Annotated in this window: 15 protein-coding genes and 1 tRNA gene; 10 read left to right on the forward strand and 6 right to left on the reverse strand. The window is 71.5% G+C overall.

The window, feature by feature from the left end:
* Positions 1-60 precede the first annotated feature (60 nt).
* The 3 genes from M6G65_RS09345 to M6G65_RS09355 all read left to right on the forward strand — a co-directional run bounded on the left by M6G65_RS09345 (position 61) and on the right by M6G65_RS09355 (position 1,776).
* The gene (locus M6G65_RS09345; RefSeq protein WP_238195716.1) at positions 61-1,116 is read left to right on the forward strand and encodes an oxidoreductase; all 1,056 of its coding nucleotides are present in this window, start codon (positions 61-63) and stop codon (positions 1,114-1,116) included.
* 116 nt (positions 1,117-1,232) lie between these two features.
* Positions 1,233-1,325: transfer RNA gene (locus M6G65_RS09350), tRNA-Sec, on the forward strand.
* Between the two features lie 214 nt (positions 1,326-1,539).
* Positions 1,540-1,776: a hypothetical protein gene (locus M6G65_RS09355; protein ID WP_238195715.1), complete on the forward strand. Its 237-nt coding sequence runs from the start codon at positions 1,540-1,542 to the stop codon at positions 1,774-1,776.
* Between the two features lie 28 nt (positions 1,777-1,804).
* On the opposite strand, the gene M6G65_RS09360 is transcribed toward M6G65_RS09355, so the two are convergent.
* Positions 1,805-2,212 (reverse strand): hypothetical protein, encoded by a 408-nt coding sequence (locus M6G65_RS09360; RefSeq protein ID WP_192709174.1) that lies wholly within the window; start codon positions 2,210-2,212, stop codon positions 1,805-1,807.
* A gap of 221 nt (positions 2,213-2,433) precedes the next feature.
* On the opposite strand from M6G65_RS09360, the gene M6G65_RS09365 reads away from it, so the two are divergent.
* The 3 genes from M6G65_RS09365 (at position 2,434) to M6G65_RS09375 (ending at position 4,770) form a co-directional block, all read left to right on the forward strand.
* The gene (locus M6G65_RS09365; protein WP_238195714.1) at positions 2,434-2,670 is read left to right on the forward strand and encodes a DUF4170 domain-containing protein; all 237 of its coding nucleotides are present in this window, start codon (positions 2,434-2,436) and stop codon (positions 2,668-2,670) included.
* A 180-nt stretch (positions 2,671-2,850) separates the two neighbouring features.
* Positions 2,851-3,795 carry a ribose-phosphate pyrophosphokinase gene (locus M6G65_RS09370; RefSeq protein ID WP_250103854.1) on the forward strand — a complete coding sequence of 315 codons (945 nt, stop codon included), beginning with the start codon at positions 2,851-2,853 and terminating at the stop codon, positions 3,793-3,795.
* A 174-nt stretch (positions 3,796-3,969) separates the two neighbouring features.
* Positions 3,970-4,770 carry a hypothetical protein gene (locus M6G65_RS09375; RefSeq protein WP_430929557.1) on the forward strand — a complete coding sequence of 267 codons (801 nt, stop codon included), beginning with the start codon at positions 3,970-3,972 and terminating at the stop codon, positions 4,768-4,770.
* 12 nt (positions 4,771-4,782) lie between these two features.
* Here M6G65_RS09375 and M6G65_RS09380 read toward each other — a convergent pair whose 3' ends face one another.
* Both M6G65_RS09380 and M6G65_RS09385 read right to left on the reverse strand, forming a co-directional pair.
* A complete protein-coding gene (locus tag M6G65_RS09380) occupies positions 4,783-5,058 on the reverse strand; it encodes a YiaA/YiaB family inner membrane protein (RefSeq protein WP_091788466.1) in 276 nt (91 codons plus the stop codon).
* Positions 5,059-5,106: 48 nt separating this feature from the next.
* Positions 5,107-5,781, reverse strand: coding sequence for a PspA/IM30 family protein (locus tag M6G65_RS09385; RefSeq protein WP_238195713.1), 675 nt, complete (start codon positions 5,779-5,781; stop codon positions 5,107-5,109).
* A 105-nt stretch (positions 5,782-5,886) separates the two neighbouring features.
* Between M6G65_RS09385 and M6G65_RS09390 the strand changes: the two genes are divergently transcribed.
* Positions 5,887-6,513: a WHG domain-containing protein gene (locus M6G65_RS09390; RefSeq protein WP_238195712.1), complete on the forward strand. Its 627-nt coding sequence runs from the start codon at positions 5,887-5,889 to the stop codon at positions 6,511-6,513.
* Positions 6,514-7,047: 534 nt separating this feature from the next.
* Complete coding sequence (locus M6G65_RS09395; protein WP_250103855.1) at positions 7,048-8,088, forward strand: ABC transporter substrate-binding protein; 1,041 nt, start codon at positions 7,048-7,050, stop codon at positions 8,086-8,088.
* A gap of 216 nt (positions 8,089-8,304) precedes the next feature.
* On the opposite strand, the gene M6G65_RS09400 is transcribed toward M6G65_RS09395, so the two are convergent.
* Both M6G65_RS09400 and M6G65_RS09405 read right to left on the reverse strand, forming a co-directional pair.
* Complete coding sequence (locus M6G65_RS09400; protein ID WP_238195710.1) at positions 8,305-9,894, reverse strand: DHA2 family efflux MFS transporter permease subunit; 1,590 nt, start codon at positions 9,892-9,894, stop codon at positions 8,305-8,307.
* On the reverse strand, positions 9,891-11,099 hold the full coding sequence (locus M6G65_RS09405; RefSeq protein WP_238195709.1) for an HlyD family secretion protein: 1,209 nt from the start codon (positions 11,097-11,099) through the stop codon (positions 9,891-9,893). The genes M6G65_RS09400 and M6G65_RS09405 overlap by 4 nt, the downstream gene beginning before the upstream one ends.
* Positions 11,100-11,176: 77 nt before the next feature.
* On the opposite strand from M6G65_RS09405, the gene M6G65_RS09410 reads away from it, so the two are divergent.
* Positions 11,177-11,851 (forward strand): TetR/AcrR family transcriptional regulator, encoded by a 675-nt coding sequence (locus tag M6G65_RS09410; RefSeq protein WP_238195708.1) that lies wholly within the window; start codon positions 11,177-11,179, stop codon positions 11,849-11,851.
* Between the two features lie 457 nt (positions 11,852-12,308).
* The gene (locus tag M6G65_RS09415; protein ID WP_250103856.1) at positions 12,309-13,019 is read left to right on the forward strand and encodes a DUF1013 domain-containing protein; all 711 of its coding nucleotides are present in this window, start codon (positions 12,309-12,311) and stop codon (positions 13,017-13,019) included.
* A gap of 145 nt (positions 13,020-13,164) precedes the next feature.
* On the opposite strand, the gene M6G65_RS09420 is transcribed toward M6G65_RS09415, so the two are convergent.
* Complete coding sequence (locus M6G65_RS09420; RefSeq protein WP_238195706.1) at positions 13,165-14,514, reverse strand: MFS transporter; 1,350 nt, start codon at positions 14,512-14,514, stop codon at positions 13,165-13,167.
* Positions 14,515-14,557: the final 43 nt, after the last annotated feature.

Consider the following 14,557-nt stretch of genomic DNA (forward strand, 5'->3'; position numbering starts at 1 on the left):
CACCTTGTATCCGATAGTCAGTGAGATGCCGCGCCTGTTCCGGATTGAAGAGGTGATGCGATGGGCGCCGCGGTCCGGGTCGGCTTGATCGGCTACGGCTATTCCGGCCGGACCTTTCACGCGCCGCTGATCAACGCCGTGCCGGACCTCGACCTCCGGTTGGTCGGATCCAGCGATCCCGCCAAGGTCGAGGCCGATCTGCCCGGCCTGACGGTGGTCGCCGACCCGTTCGCGGTCGCCGCTTCGGAGGCCGTCGACCTCGTGGTGATTGCCTCACCCAATGACAGTCACGCACCGCTGGCGCGCGCCGCCCTGGCCGCGGGCAAGCACGTCGTTGTCGACAAGCCCTTCACCCTCGCCCTCGCCGAGGCGCGCGCCCTGCGCGCGGCGGCGGCGAGCGGGGGCCGCGTGCTCGCGGTGTTTCACAACCGCCGCTGGGACAGCGATTTCCTGACCGTCCGCGAGGCCATCGCGGCCGGCGCGATCGGCGCGGTGCGGCACTTCGAGTCCCACTTCGACCGCTTCCGGCCCCGTGTCCGGGACCGGTGGCGTGAGAATGCCGGCCCCGGCAGCGGGATCTGGTACGATCTCGGGCCGCATCTCGTGGATCAGGCGATCCAGCTCTTCGGCCTGCCCGACCGGGTGACGGCGAATCTCGGCCGGCTCCGTCCCGGAGCGTCCTCCGACGACTGGGCCCACGCGGTGCTGGACTATCCGGGGCTGCGGGTGGTGCTCCACGCGAGCATGCTCGTCGCCGGCGGATCGCCCCGCTTCGTGGTCCATGGCGAGGCCGGCAGCCTGATCAAGCACGGTCCCGACCCGCAGGAAGGGCAGCTGCTGGCCGGGCTTGCCCCGGGCGCACCGGGATGGGGCGAGGATCCGGACGGACTGGAGATCCATGACGGCACCGGAACGGTGACGCGCAGGCCGGCCGTGTCCGGGGATCAGCGGTGCTTCTATCGGGCGGTGGCCGAGACCATCGCCCGCGGATCGCACGACGACGCAGCGGCGCTGGAGGCGGTCCGGGTGATGGCGTGCCTTGAGGCGGGCCTGATCTCGGCCCGCACCGGGACCTCGGTCGCCCCAGCGGTCGCACGGGACGAGCGGGCGCGCTGAAGAGCGCGTTCCCGCGGCGCGGCAGGCGCGACCATTGCGCGCTGCAGGCCCGGGAGGGCGGCGCGGCGGGTCCGCGGATCTTGACCCTGCCGGCACCCGCCCGTAACCCCGAGCGCGGAGGCGAACGGGGTCTGGTGGCCCTCCTGGTCTTCAAAACCAGTGGTACGCCAACAGCGTACGGTGGGTTCGATTCCCATCCGCTTCCGCCAGGTTCTATACAATCCAAGCTGAAAAGCAGTGTTCGCTGGTTTCTGGGCGACACATGCGGCAAAATCGGCAATCATGGCTCGACGGAACGGTGCGTGCCCCGGTCCGTTTCCCGTGCTCGGTCGATCCTGTGCTGGTGCCTCCGTGACGAACAGCTCCGCCTCCGTGGTCCCGTCCCCGCCGGCCGTCGCCGGCCGCGCGCGTTGAGGTTCGGACATGCTCGACAAGCTCGCCACGCTCCTCCCGCCCGGCGCCCGCGAGGCGCTGCGGGGTCTCGCCCTGCGCCGGCCTGCACGGCAGGTGGAAGCGGGCCCCACCATCCTGCCGGGGCTGGACACGAAGCCGGCCGCGATGGCGCCCCTGCATCCGCCGGGCGCCACGAACGACAACCCGCTCCGGGCCATCCAGGAGGCCGTCGAGCGGGATCTGCGCGCCAGCGGCCACCTGCGCTGAGGCCGTCCGGATCCTCAGCGATCGAAGGTCAGCGTCCGGCCGCGCCGGCGCGCGCGGAGGCTCCGGCCTCGATCCAGTGGCAGACCGTCGTGCCCCGCACGCCCGCGCAATCGTAGCTCTGCCCGCCCAGTACCACCCGGTCGACGATGCCGGTCATCTCCGCGCGCGTCAGGACGGAGCAGCCGAGATGGTCCGCTTTCGGATCGGTCAGGCGCGCGGCGGCGGCCTGCGGCCCGTCGTGCAGCAGCATCCGGTAATTGGCGAGCGACGGGCAGCCGATCACCGGCGGCCCGCCGCGCCGGTCGGGGCCGCCCTTGTCCTGGCCGGCCTTGTCGGCGGCCGCCCGGCCCGGCGCCCGGGCCGGCTGCTGGGCCAGTGCCGGGATCGCCGAGAGAGCGAGTGCCACGGCGGCGATGCGGAGAAGCCTGCGCGTCATGCCCGCCTTCCTAGCACGGAGCCCCGCCGCTTCCGCAGCCGCGCCATCGCCGCGCCTCCGGCAGGCCCAAGATCCCCAAGATCCTCAAGGCACCCGAGACCCCCGCGACACCCCCGACGGTGCGGAGGCGTGCGAACGCGGCATTGCTCGGCTGCGCGCGTTCCGGCTTGACCGGAGGCGCGCCATTTGCGAGCGCCGCGGGCAACATGTGAGGAGAGGCCATGGCGACGGCGATCGACAACGACCAGAAGCTGCACCTGGTCTTCGGCGGTGAACTGCAGGATCTCGACGGGGTCCGGTTCCGGGACATCAAGAACCTCGACATCGTCGGCATCTTTCCCGACTATGCGTCCGCGCAGGCGGCTTGGCGGGCCAAGGCGCAGGCCACCGTCGACAGCGCGCAGACGCGCTACTTCGTGGTCCACCTGCACCGGCTGCTGGAGCCGCAGACGCCCTGAGCGGGGCATGTCGCCTGTGCGGTGCTGCCGCGGAGGCCGCGTGAAGGCATTGTGACACTTCCTGCCCGCTGCTAAGAGCCTCGCCCGTCATCGCATCGTTCCGGCCCGTCAAGGGACCGGGCTTCGGAGCGCGGCGGGGGGTCCGGCCGCGCGTGAGCGGCCGCCCATGAAGTCCTCGCCATGAAATCCTCGATCAAGATCATCGCCGGGAATGCCAGCCGGCCCCTGGCCGAGGCGATCGCGGCCTATCTCGAACTGCCGCTGGCCAAGTGCATGGTCCGGCGCTTCGCCGACATGGAGATCTTCGTCGAGCTCCAGGAGAACGTGCGTGGCGAGGACGTGTTCATCGTCCAATCGACCTCGTTCCCGGCCAACGACCACCTGATGGAGCTGCTGATCATGATCGACGCCGCGCGTCGGTCCTCGGCGCGGCGCATCACGGCGGTCATCCCGTATTTCGGCTACGCCCGGCAGGACCGGCGCACCTCCGGCCGCACCCCGATCTCGGCCAAGCTGGTGGCGAACCTGATCACCGAGGCCGGCGCCGACCGCGTCCTGACCCTCGACCTCCATGCCGGCCAGATCCAGGGCTTCTTCGACATTCCGACCGACAACCTGTTCGCCGCCCCCGTGATGGTCCGCGACATCAAGGAGCGGCTGCCGAGCGCCGACCGGATGGTGGTCTCGCCCGACGTCGGCGGCGTGGTGCGCGCCCGGGCCATCGCCAAGCGGATCGACTGCCCGCTCGCCATCGTCGACAAGCGCCGGGAGCGCCCCGGCGAATCGGAGGTGATGAACATCATCGGCGAGGTCGAGGGCCGCTCCTGCATCCTGGTCGGCGACATCGCCGATTCGGGCGGTACCCTGGTCAACGCCGCCGAGGCGCTGCTGAATGCCGGCGCCAAGGACGTCTCGGCCTACATCACCCACGGGGTGCTCTCGGGCGGCGCGGTCTCCCGCATCGCCGCCTCGCGGATGAAGGAATTGGTGATCACCGACTCGATCCAGCCGACCCAGGCGGTCAAGCTCGCCCGCAACATCCGGGTGGCGACCATCGCGCCGCTGCTCGGGGAGGCGATCGGCCGGACCGCGACGGAATCCAGCGTCTCCAGCCTGTTCGATTGACGGGGCGACGCGTCCGGCGGCGCCTCGGTAACTAAGCCGCAGTTCCGCCCGCGCGGGATGGCCCTATCTTGACCGACCGACAGCCTCGTCGGTCTGGGAGCGGACACTGGGTCGGGCGCGCATCATCGGCATCCACGGGCTCGCCAACAAGCCGCCGCGCGACGAGAAGGCCGCGTGGTGGCGCGCCGCGATCCGCGAAGGGCTCGACCGGAACCTCGGGCTGCAGGTGGCCGAGGCCGACTTGGCCTTCACCTTCGTCTACTGGGCGGATCTCCGCTACCCGCAGCCGCTCTCCGGCGACGGCAACCGGGAGCCCTACCGGCCCGATCACGGCCTCGGGCCGTTCCCCTCTCCGGCGGGGATGCCGGCAGCGCCGAGCCGACCCTCACCGACCGGATCTACCGCGGCCTCTCGCACCTGCAGGAGGCCGCGGGGCTGACTCCTCTGGACGACCTGATCCTGGAATACCGCCTCGGCGATCTCTGGGGCTATTACGAGGACGCGGCGTTCCGGGACGCGGCCCGGGAGCGCCTGCGCGTCGCCCTGGCCGAGGCCGCGGAGGACGACGTGCTGATCGCCGCGCACTCGATGGGCGGCCTGATCGCCTACGACGTCCTGCGCGCCGCCGAGGCCGACGGGACGCCCCTGCCCCGCTGCGCCTTGGCGACCCTCGGCTCGCCCCTCGGGCTCGCCGAGCTGAAGCTGAAGCTCGCCGACGAGCACGGCGACCTGCGGGTGCCGGCCGCGCTCACCGCCTGGACCAACCTGATGGACCGGCAGGATATCGCCACGGTGGGCGACGACCTCGCCGGCCTCTACGCGCCGAACGCCGCCGGCGTGCGGGTCCGGGACGTGCCGGTGATCAACGCCTACCGGAGGCCGGACGGCGCCGAGAACCGGCACAAATCCTACGGTTACCTGCGCACCCCGGAATTCTCGAAGATCCTCGCCGGGTTCCTGGACGCCGCGGGCTGATCCGGAGCGATCTCAGAGCCGGCCCGGCACTGCCTCGCGCAGGACCCGCTCGGCGGCGGCATCCTCGATCTTGTTGATCAGCCGGTTCGCCTCGTGCTCGTCGCGCAGGGTCTTGGCCAGCGTGAAGGTCGTGCCCGTGAGGAACAGGGATGCCATGGCGAGGTAGCCCTTGATCCAGATATCCGCGGGCAGGAAGAAGATCCCGATCGTCAGCATGGCGGCGGCGGCGGCGAAGCTGACCAGCGTGAAGGTCTTCCAGGCGCCGGTATGGGGCATCTGCGGTGTCATGGTGTGCTCCTGCGTGGGTGTTGCGTGGTGGTCAGGTGTGCGATCCGGTCAGGTCCGGGCCCTGAGGCGATCGAGCACTGCTCGCGGGTCCGTACGCGGACGGCCGTAGCCGGCCGCCTCCAGGTCGGCCTCGATCCCGCCCGTAGCCTCGGCCTCCAGTTCGGTCAGCGCGGCGGCCACATCCGCCTCGGCCGCCTGCCGGGCGCGCAGGCGCTCCAGGGTCCGCTCGGCCTCGCCCAGCGCACCGGCCGACAGGGTCGTGGCCCGGCGGCCCTCCAGCCCCGCCCGGCGCAGGGCTTCGGTGGTGCGGGCGGTCTGGAGCCCGCGGTCGAGATCCCGCAGCCGCTCGCCGCCCTGCGCGACGAGGCGCTTCAGCCGCTCGACCTCGGCGGCGAAGCGCTCGGCGGCGGCCCGGCGGTCGGCCCGCTCGTCCTCCAGGGCGGCGATGTGGATCGCCGCCTCGGTCCCGAGATCCTCGCGGCCGTCGCCGAGGGCCCGCCGCGCCCCCTCCGTCAGGGTCTCGATCCGTCCCCCGATCGCCGCCAGCGCGCGTGCCTCGGCGGCGTGGTAGGCCATGGCCACGGCGAGTTCCCGCCGGGCGGTCGCCAGGGCGCCGGCGGCGTCCCGAATCTGCTGGCGCAGGATCGTCACGGCGTGGGCGTCGTGGATCGCCTGGGCGTTGTCGGCGATCACGCCGCGCATCAGGAAGGAGAGGGTCCTCATCACGGTTCACCTCGCGGGAACGACGATCCGGACCCGGTCCGGAATTGATTGAACGCCGTTCACGAAACAGATAAACATGGGGCGCGCCGGGCTGCAAGGGATAAAATGAACGAGGTTCATAAAAAACTGCGCGGGCGGCCGCGGAAGGAGCCGGGCGACAGGGAGGCCGATCGCCGGGCCCTCATCGAGGCCGCGGTGGCGATCCTGAACGAGGGCGGCGTCGCAGCGCTGACCGCCCGCGGCGTCGCGGAGCGGGCCGGCACGGCGGTGGGCTCGGTCTACACGCAGTTCGACAGCCTGGAGCTGCTGCGGCTGGAGGCCAACGCGGTCACCATGCGCCGCCTCCGGGACACCCTGGCGGGGGCGCTGGCGGGCTGCCCGTCGCGGGAGACGGAGGCCCGGCTCCTGTGCCTGGCCGACGCGTATCTCGCCTTCGCGGCCGCGAACCACGCGGCCTGGGCGGCGATCTTCGAGCGCCGCACCGTGGCGGCGCCGGACTCGGTGCAGGCCGACATCGCGGCCCTGTTCGCGATCCTGGAGGGGGTGCTGCGCGACGGCGGCCGCCTCGCCGAGGTGGCAATCCCCGTGATGGCGCGGGCGCTCTGGTCCAGCGTCCACGGCATGACCTACCTCGCCGATCTCGGCAGCCTCGGGCCCCTCGGCGTGGACGACGTGCGGCCGATGATCGACGCCCTGGTGCGGGCGGCGGTGCGGGGCTTTTCGGCCGGCTGAGCGCCCTGTCGCGTGCCTGCCGCGTGCCTCCCGCGTACCCTGTCGAGGGCTCATCCCCCTCTCCGGCCCCGCCCTCAGGCCGCCCGGGGTTTCGCCGGGAAGGCCTTCCCGGCGTGGTCGAGCTCGTCCGAGCGCCGTGCGAGGCCGCGGGCGGCCCCGACGTTCTCGGTCACGCTCTGCGCCCCGGTGGCGGCACTCGCCGCGCCGCAGCCGATCTCCCGGATGGCGGCGCCTCGCTCCTCCGCGGCTGCCGCGACCGCGTCCCGGGGCGCCCCCTGGATCCGGCCGGTCTGGCCGGAGATTTCCGCGCTGGGGCCGACCCGCGCGATGGCCGTGACGGTGCGGAGCTTCGCCCTGAGCCCGATCTTCGCCCGCGTCCCGGCGACGATGATTTCACGGTGCCGAACGTCGAGGCTCCAGCGTCAGCGGCCCGCGAAGATCGGGCCTTGCGCGCGCCCGCCCAATTCTGTCCACTCGCGCGCAACGACAAGCCCGGATCGGACACGAAGCCGCCGGGCCACAGGGAGAAGCGTCATGGTGCGTACGTCGCGGACGGGCTCGTCGCTGCTGGGCCGCCGCCGGCTCCTGCGGGCGGGATCGGTCCTCCTGCTGGCCGGGCTGGCGCTGGCCACCCCCGCCCGGGCCGACGATGCCAAGGTCCGGATCAGCCGGCAGCCGGGTTTCGTCTACCTGCCCGCGGTGCTGGCCGAGCAGCACAAGCTGATCGAGAAGCACGCCAAGGCTGCCGGCCTCGGGGACGTCACGGTGGAGTGGGTCAACCTGACGAGCGGCGCCGCCGGCAACGACGCGCTCCTGTCGGGCAATATCGACATCGTCGACAGCGGCTCGACCAACATGCTGCTGCTCAACGACCGCACCAAGGGCGACGTGAAGGGCCTGTGCGGGGTCGGCTCGACGCCGATGCTGCTGCTCACCCGCAACCCGGACGTGAAGGACCTCAAGGACTTCTCGTCCAAGGACAAGATCGCCCTGCCCTCCGTGAAGGTCTCGTCCCAGGCGGTGCTGCTCCAGATCGCCGCCAAGAAGGCGTTCGGGCCCGAGAACGCCACCAAGCTCGACCCGCTCACCGTCCAACTCGGCCATCCCGACGCTGTGGCGGCCCTGGCGAGCCCGCACAACGAGGTCAACAGCCACTTCTCCCTGCCGCCGTTCCAGCAGCGCGAGCTGCAGGACCCGGCGATCCACAAGGTGCTGAACTCCTTCGAGCTGGTCGGCGAGCCGGTGAGCAACGCGATCTTCTACGCCCGCACGGCGTGGTTCAACCGCAATCCCAAGCTCGCCGCCGCCATCGTGGCCGCCATCGGCGAGGCCAATGCCGAGATCGCCAAGGACCCGCTCAAGGCCGCCAAGGACTACGTGGCGGCCACCAACGAGAAGACGCCGCCCGAGACGCTGGTCGAGATCATGAAGGAGCCGGGGACGAACTTCTCCACCACGCCCTACGGGATCATGCTCCAGGCCCGGCACTTCTACGCGATGAAGACCATCAAGGCCGAGCCCAAGGACTGGAAGGACACGTTCTTCCCGATCGTCCACAACCTGCCGGGCAAGTAGGGCGGCAGGCTCGGCCGGGCTGCCCGCCCCTCCCCGTCATCCCGGGGCCGCGCAGCGGAGCCCGGGATCCAGACCCGCCGAGGTGCCAAGTTCTGGCGCTCATGGCGGTTTTGGGTTGCCCGCCTGCGGGGTGCCCCTCCGGGTCCGGGCTCGCCTGCGGCGCCCCGGACCGACGGTGCGGAGGGCTGGAAGACGGCCGGTCTTGTCCCGAGCCGGTCAGTGCGCCTCCACGGGCCCGGCGGCGCGCTGGGGCTTCTTGAGGATCGCCACCACCACGAGGCTCGCCACGAGGCTCACCCCCACCAGCCAGAACCCGTCCGCGTAGGCCATCACATAGGCCTCGCGGCGGACCTGGGCGGCGAGCTGGCCGAGCGCGACCCCCTTGGCGGCGAGCGGGTCGGCGATGCGGGCGTGCATCCCGGCCGCCAGCGCCGCGAGCCGGTCCTGGGTGCGGGTCGCGTTGACGGTGATCGCCTCCGCCAGCATCGAGAAGTGGAAGTGCTCCCGCCGGTCGATCATGGTCGACAGCATGGCGATGCCGATCGAGCCGCCGAGGTTGCGCATCATGTTCGACAGGGCGGAGGCGTCCGCGGTGTCGCGCGGGGCGAGGCCGACGGTGGAGAGCTGCGACAGCGGGATGGTGAAGAGCGGCTGGCCGATGGCCCGCATCAGCTGCGGCAGGATCAGCTGGTCGGCGCCGACATCGTGGGTCAGGCCGACGTTGATCCAGCAGCTCGCGATGAAGAACAGCGTGCCGGTGACCACCAGCACCCGGGCGTCGAAGGTCCGCATCAGCAGCGGCATCATCGGGAAGAGGACCAGCTGCGGCAGGCCCGACCACATCACCACGTAGCCGATCTGCTGGGCGTTGTAGCCCTGGATCTGCGCGCAATAGACCGGGATGATGTAGATCGACCCGAACGAGACCGCGCCCAGCACGGTCATCAGCACGCAGGCGCCCCCGACCGAGCGGTTGGCCAGGACCCGCAGGTTGATGAACGGGCGCTCGGTCGTGAGCTCGCGGACGATGAAGCCGGTGATGCCGGCCGCCGCCAGCAGCGACATGTTGACGATGATCTGCGAGCCGAACCAGTCCTTGCGCTGGCCCTCCTCCAGCACGTAGGTCAGGGCCGGCAGGCCGGCCGCCATCAGGCCGATGCCGATCCAGTCGCCCTTGAGCAGCTCGCCCCAGCGCGCCGGCACGCTGTCGAAGGCGCCGAGCTGGATCGCCGCCGCCACGGGTCCGAAGATCAGGTTCAGGTAGAAGATGTAGTGCCAGGACAGGTTGTCGGTGAGCCAGCCGCCGACCGTCGGGCCGATGGCGGGCGCGAAGGTCGCGGTCAGCCCGAACAGCGCGATGCCGATGGGCTGCTGCGCCTTCGAGAGCCGGGTGCGCACGATGACGATGGCGGTGGGGATCAGCACGCCGCCGGTGAAGCCCTGGCCCGCCCGGAACAGGATCATCTGGCTCAAGGTCGTCGAGAGCGCGCAGGCCAGCGAGAAGGCGGTGAACAGCATCGTGTTCACCGCGAGGTAGCGGCGCAGGCCGATCACCGAGGACAGCCAGCCGGTGAGCGGGATCACGATGATCTCGGCCATCAGGTAGGCGGTGGAGATCCAACTCCCCTCCTCGGTGGAGGCGCCGAGCGCCCCCTGGATGTCGGCGAGGGACGCGTTGGTGATCTGGATGTCGAGGATCGCCGTGAAGGCGCCGAGGATCGCGCCGAACACGGCGAGCCAGTCCCGGGCGCTCGCCTTCGCCTCGGGCCCTGGTATGGGCATGGCCACGGCCGGCACGGCGCTCATTGGGGCAGCGCCTCGCTGACGAGGGCCGCCGGGGCGGGCTTCGGCCGGTGCCGGGCCGGGTCGACCGGCTCCACCGGGTCGGCGGTGTGGACCGTGGCCTCCACCGACAGGCCGGGGCGCAGGCGGGCGACCAGCGGGTCGGCCGGGTCGAGGGCGACGCGCACCGGCACGCGCTGCACCACCTTGGTGAAGTTGCCGGTGGCGTTCTCCGGCGGCAGCAGGGCGAATTGCGAGCCGGTCCCCGGCGAGAAGCTCTCGATCCGGCCCTGGAATTCGTGGTCGCCGAAGGCGTCCACCGTGAAGGTGACGCGCTCGCCCTCGACCATGTGGCCGGTCTGGGTCTCCTTGAAATTCGCCACGAGGTAGATGTCGCGGCCCATCGGCACGAGGGTCAGGAGTCCCGTGCCGGGGGAGACGACCTGCCCGATGCGCAGCGCCCGGTCGCCGGCCACGCCGTCGATCGGCGCCACGATGGTGGTGTAGCTGAGGTCGAGCTTCACCCCCTCGACCTTGGCCTCGGCGCCTTCGAGACTCGCCCGGGTGCTGGCCTCGAGGGCCTTCAGGCTGTCGATCTGCTTCTGCGCGGCGTCCAGGGAGGCGGCGGCCTTGTCGCGGGCGGCGTGGCGCTGGCGCAGGTCGGCATCCGCCTGCTGCTGGCGCTGGACCGTGCCCGAGCCGGTCTGCAGCAGGTTCTGGTAGCGGGTGTATTCCTGCTGGGAGAAGGTGAGCGCGGCCTCGGCATTGGCGAGGTCGGCCCGCGACGAGGCGACCTGCGCCTGCTGCTGGACGATCGCCGCGGCGACGCCGAGCACCTGCGCCCGGTCCTTGTCGACCTCGGCCTCGGCCTGCTTGAGCTGGACCCGATAGGACCGGTCGTCGAGGCGCGCGATCACGTCGCCGGCCTTCACCGGCTGGTTGTCGCCGACCATCACCTCGGCGACGATGCCGGCGATGCGCGGCGCCACCGTGACCTTGTCGGATTGCAGATAGGCGTCGTCGGTGGTCTCGAGGAAGCGCCCGATGGTCCACCAGTGCCAGCCGTAGCTCCCGGCCCCGCCCAGCGCGAGGAGCCCGACCAGCGGCAGGACGATCCGCGCCCGGCCGCGGCGCGGCTTCGCCGCGGGAGCCGGCGACGCGGCGGGGGCCGCGACGCCCCCCACAACCGGGCCGGCGCTCTTGAAGCTGTCGCTGCGACGTGCGTCCATCGGGTCTGGTCACAATCAAAACGGTACGGTATCGTTTTAATAATGCGCGCGGCGATCGTGAGCAAGGAGGATTGTGGGTGACGGTGACGGACATCGAGCCGCCGGAGGCGGCGCCGCGGCGGGGCGGCCGGCCGACCCGCGCGGAGGCGGCCCGGCGTGAGGCGCATCTGATCGCCGTGGCGACCACCCTGTTCATGGAGCGCGGCTTCGACGCCACCTCCATCGACGCGGTCGCCGAGGCCGCCGGGATGAGCAAGCCGACGGTCTATGCCCGCTACCGCGACAAGCGGGCGCTGTTCGAGGCGGTCCTGCGCGAGCGGATCGCCGCGTGGCTGGCGCCCCTGGCGGCGGCCGCCGAGGCGCAGGCCGCGCAGGCCGGGACCGACGATGTCGAGGCCGCCCTGCACGCGTTGAGCCGGACCCTGCTGGCGCATGGGCAGTCGCCGGGCGCGGCGATGCTCAAGCGCAACCTGGTGGCCCAGGCGCTGCAATTCCCCGAACTGGCCCGCCTCGCCCACGAGGAGGGCTGGCTGCGCGGCGTGCGCGCCGTGGCGCAATTGCTCGACGCCTTCGCCCGGCGCGGCCGGATCGCGGTGGCCGAGCCCGAGATCGCGGCCGACCTGTTCCTCAGCCTCGTCCTTGGCCGGTCGTCCCAGGCGACCCTCTACGGCATCGCCACCGACCCGGAGGCGCAGGAGCGGCGGCGGCAGGCGGCGGTGCGGCTGTTCCTCGACGGGGTGCGCCCGCGCTGAGGGGCGGCCCGGATTATTGTTGAAGCGTTCGGGTCGCGCTATGTTTGGGAGTGGGACCGGCGGTGGCTGCCGCCGATCCCTGGCATGACCCGTTTATGCGGGCTAGCCAGATCCAGACAAACGGGTGGACGGCGAGGCGGAGTCGGAAGCTCCACTCGCCGTCTGCTTGTCGGGACCATGCCAGAGAGAAAACCATCTCTCCACGCAACCGGCCGCGTGCGGCCTTCGCGGGTGAGTCGGTCAGGCTCACGGCCGGATTTTAACCGCGCTTGGCGCTGCTCACGGAATCCGCGCCTGGCGCCCCGGACCGCGTAACCCGCGATTGCGCCCCTCCCCGCTCGGGCCTATAGTGCGTCATCCCCATTCGACAGCGTGAGACGGGACTTCCGGATCGGTCATCCGGAGCCCGCGGCCCGATGCCCGGCCCCCGTCCCGCCAGGCCGGAGCACGAGAAGACATGTCCCAGGGTCCGCTGATGCCCAAGGCGACCGCCGTCTGGCTGGTCGAGAACACCTCGCTCGCCTTCGAGCAGATCGCCGATTTCTGCAAGCTGCACCCGCTGGAGGTGAAGGGCATCGCCGACGGCGAGGTCGCGGCCGGCATCAAGGGGCTCGACCCGGTCTCCACCGGCCAGCTCACCCGGGACGAGATCGAGAAGGCCCAGAAGGCGCCGCACTACAAGCTGAAGCCCGCCGTCTCCAAGGTGAAGCTGCCGGAGGTGAAGCGCACCACCAAGGGGCCGCGCTACACCCCGCTGTCGCGCCGTCAGGACCGGCCGAACGCCATCCTGTGGCTGCTCCGCAACCACCCGGAGCTGAAGGATTCGCAGATCATCCGGCTGGTCGGCACCACCAAGTCGGCGATCCAGCAGATCCGCGAGCGCACCCACTGGAATTCGGGTTCGCTCCAGCCGATGGATCCGGTGACTCTCGGCCTGACCACCCAGATCAACCTCGACTTCGAGGTCCAGCGCGCGGCGGCCGACCGCCCGGCGGCGATCGCGGCCGAGTCCGGCGCCTCGCTGCTACCGGCCGAGGTCTCCACGGCCCGCGACGAGCCGGATCACGAGCACGAGGACGCCCATGGCGGCCGCGAGGAGCGGATCGACGCCGATTCGGTCTTCGCCAAGCTCAAGGGCCGGCATCAGGACGAGGACGACGAGGAGTAGGACCCGCGGACGCCCCCGGCCTTCGGCCGGGCGGCCCCCAGGACGGCCCATGCAGGATGCGGCCCCCGCTCCATCGGAGTCGGGGGCCGCTTCGCGTCCGGCCGGACCTGAGAGCGCCTGCCAGCGGGGCGGAAACGGGATCGCCCTATTCCGGCAGCGGCTGGCCCCGCGTCTCCGGCATGAACCACGGCACGACCAGGCCGATCACGTAGACGCTGGACAGCGTCAGCGCCGCCGCGGCCACGCCTCCGAAGGCGGTCACGATCTGCCCGGCGATGATCGGGAAGATCCAGGCGATCAGCCGCGCGCCGTTGAACACGACGCTCGCCGCCGTCGCCCGGACCGCCGGGGTGAACAGCTCCGCAAGGTAGATCGCCATCCACGAGAAGGCGAAGCCCAGGGTGAAGAACCCGTTCAGGAAGGCGAGCCCCATGAACGGCACCAGCCCGCCGGTCCAGAGATAGCAGGCGAGCGACGTGGCGATGCAGCCGACATAGGTGACCAGCAGGAAGGCGCGGCGGCCGATGGCGTCGGCCACGAAGCCGGAGATCACGTAGGCCGAGATCGCCCCGATATTGTAGATGATGCCCATGCGCGGGCCCCAGAGATTGGCCGGCTCGCCCGCGGCCTTGGCGAGCCCCTCCGTGTAGGCCGGCAGCCAGGACGAGACCGCCCACCAGCCGACCGTCGTGGCGAAGGACAGCAGCGTGGCGAGCAGCACCCGCCGGCGGCTCTCGGGCTCGCGGAAGATCTCCGTGAGGGAGAACGGGCGCTGCGCGCTCCGCGGAGCGTGGTCCGCATCCTCCGCGGTGGCCGCCCAGCGCTGCGCCTTGAGCGCCTGCATCCACTGCTCGGATTCCTCCAGCGCCCGCCGCAGGTACAGGCAGACGAAGGCCGGGAGCGCGCCCAGCGCGAACATGATGCGCCAGGACTGGTCGCCCATCGGGTTGGTGGCGGCCAGCACCGCCCAGACGATAGCGGCCAGCACCGCGCCGCCGCCGAAGCCCGATTGCAGGAAGCCGCAGCCCTTCGGCCGCGCCCGGTTCGGCCAGGTCTCGGCCACGAGGGCGATGCCGGTGGACCATTCCGAGCCGATGGCGAGCCCGGTGATGAAGCGCAGGAGAGCGAGCTGCGTGAAGCTCTCCGCGAAGGCGGTGAGCCCGGTGAAGATGGCGTAGCCCAGGATGGACACCATCATCATGCGCTTGCGGCCGATATAGTCGGCGGCGATCCCGCCCATCAGGCCGCCGATCCCCCAGCCGAGCAGCGTGATGCCGATGGCGAGCCCCACGTAGAAGGCCGGCGCCTGCGCCTGCTCGGGGGTCAGGATCGAGGCCAGCGCGGGGCGCAGGGCGTAGATCAGGGCCACGGCCTCGTAGCCGTCGAAGATCCAGCCGAGATAGCTGCCCCAGAGGATGCGCCAATGGCGCCGGGTGAGACCCGCGTGCCAGGGCGCGCTGGCGGTCTCGCGCAGCCGGACGTCACCCGCGACCATGGCTCGTTCCTTCCTCCCGGGGCGCCTCCCCGGCGCCCGCCCC

Source organism: Methylobacterium tardum, from assembly GCF_023546765.1.
Lineage (GTDB): Bacteria > Pseudomonadota > Alphaproteobacteria > Rhizobiales > Beijerinckiaceae > Methylobacterium > Methylobacterium tardum.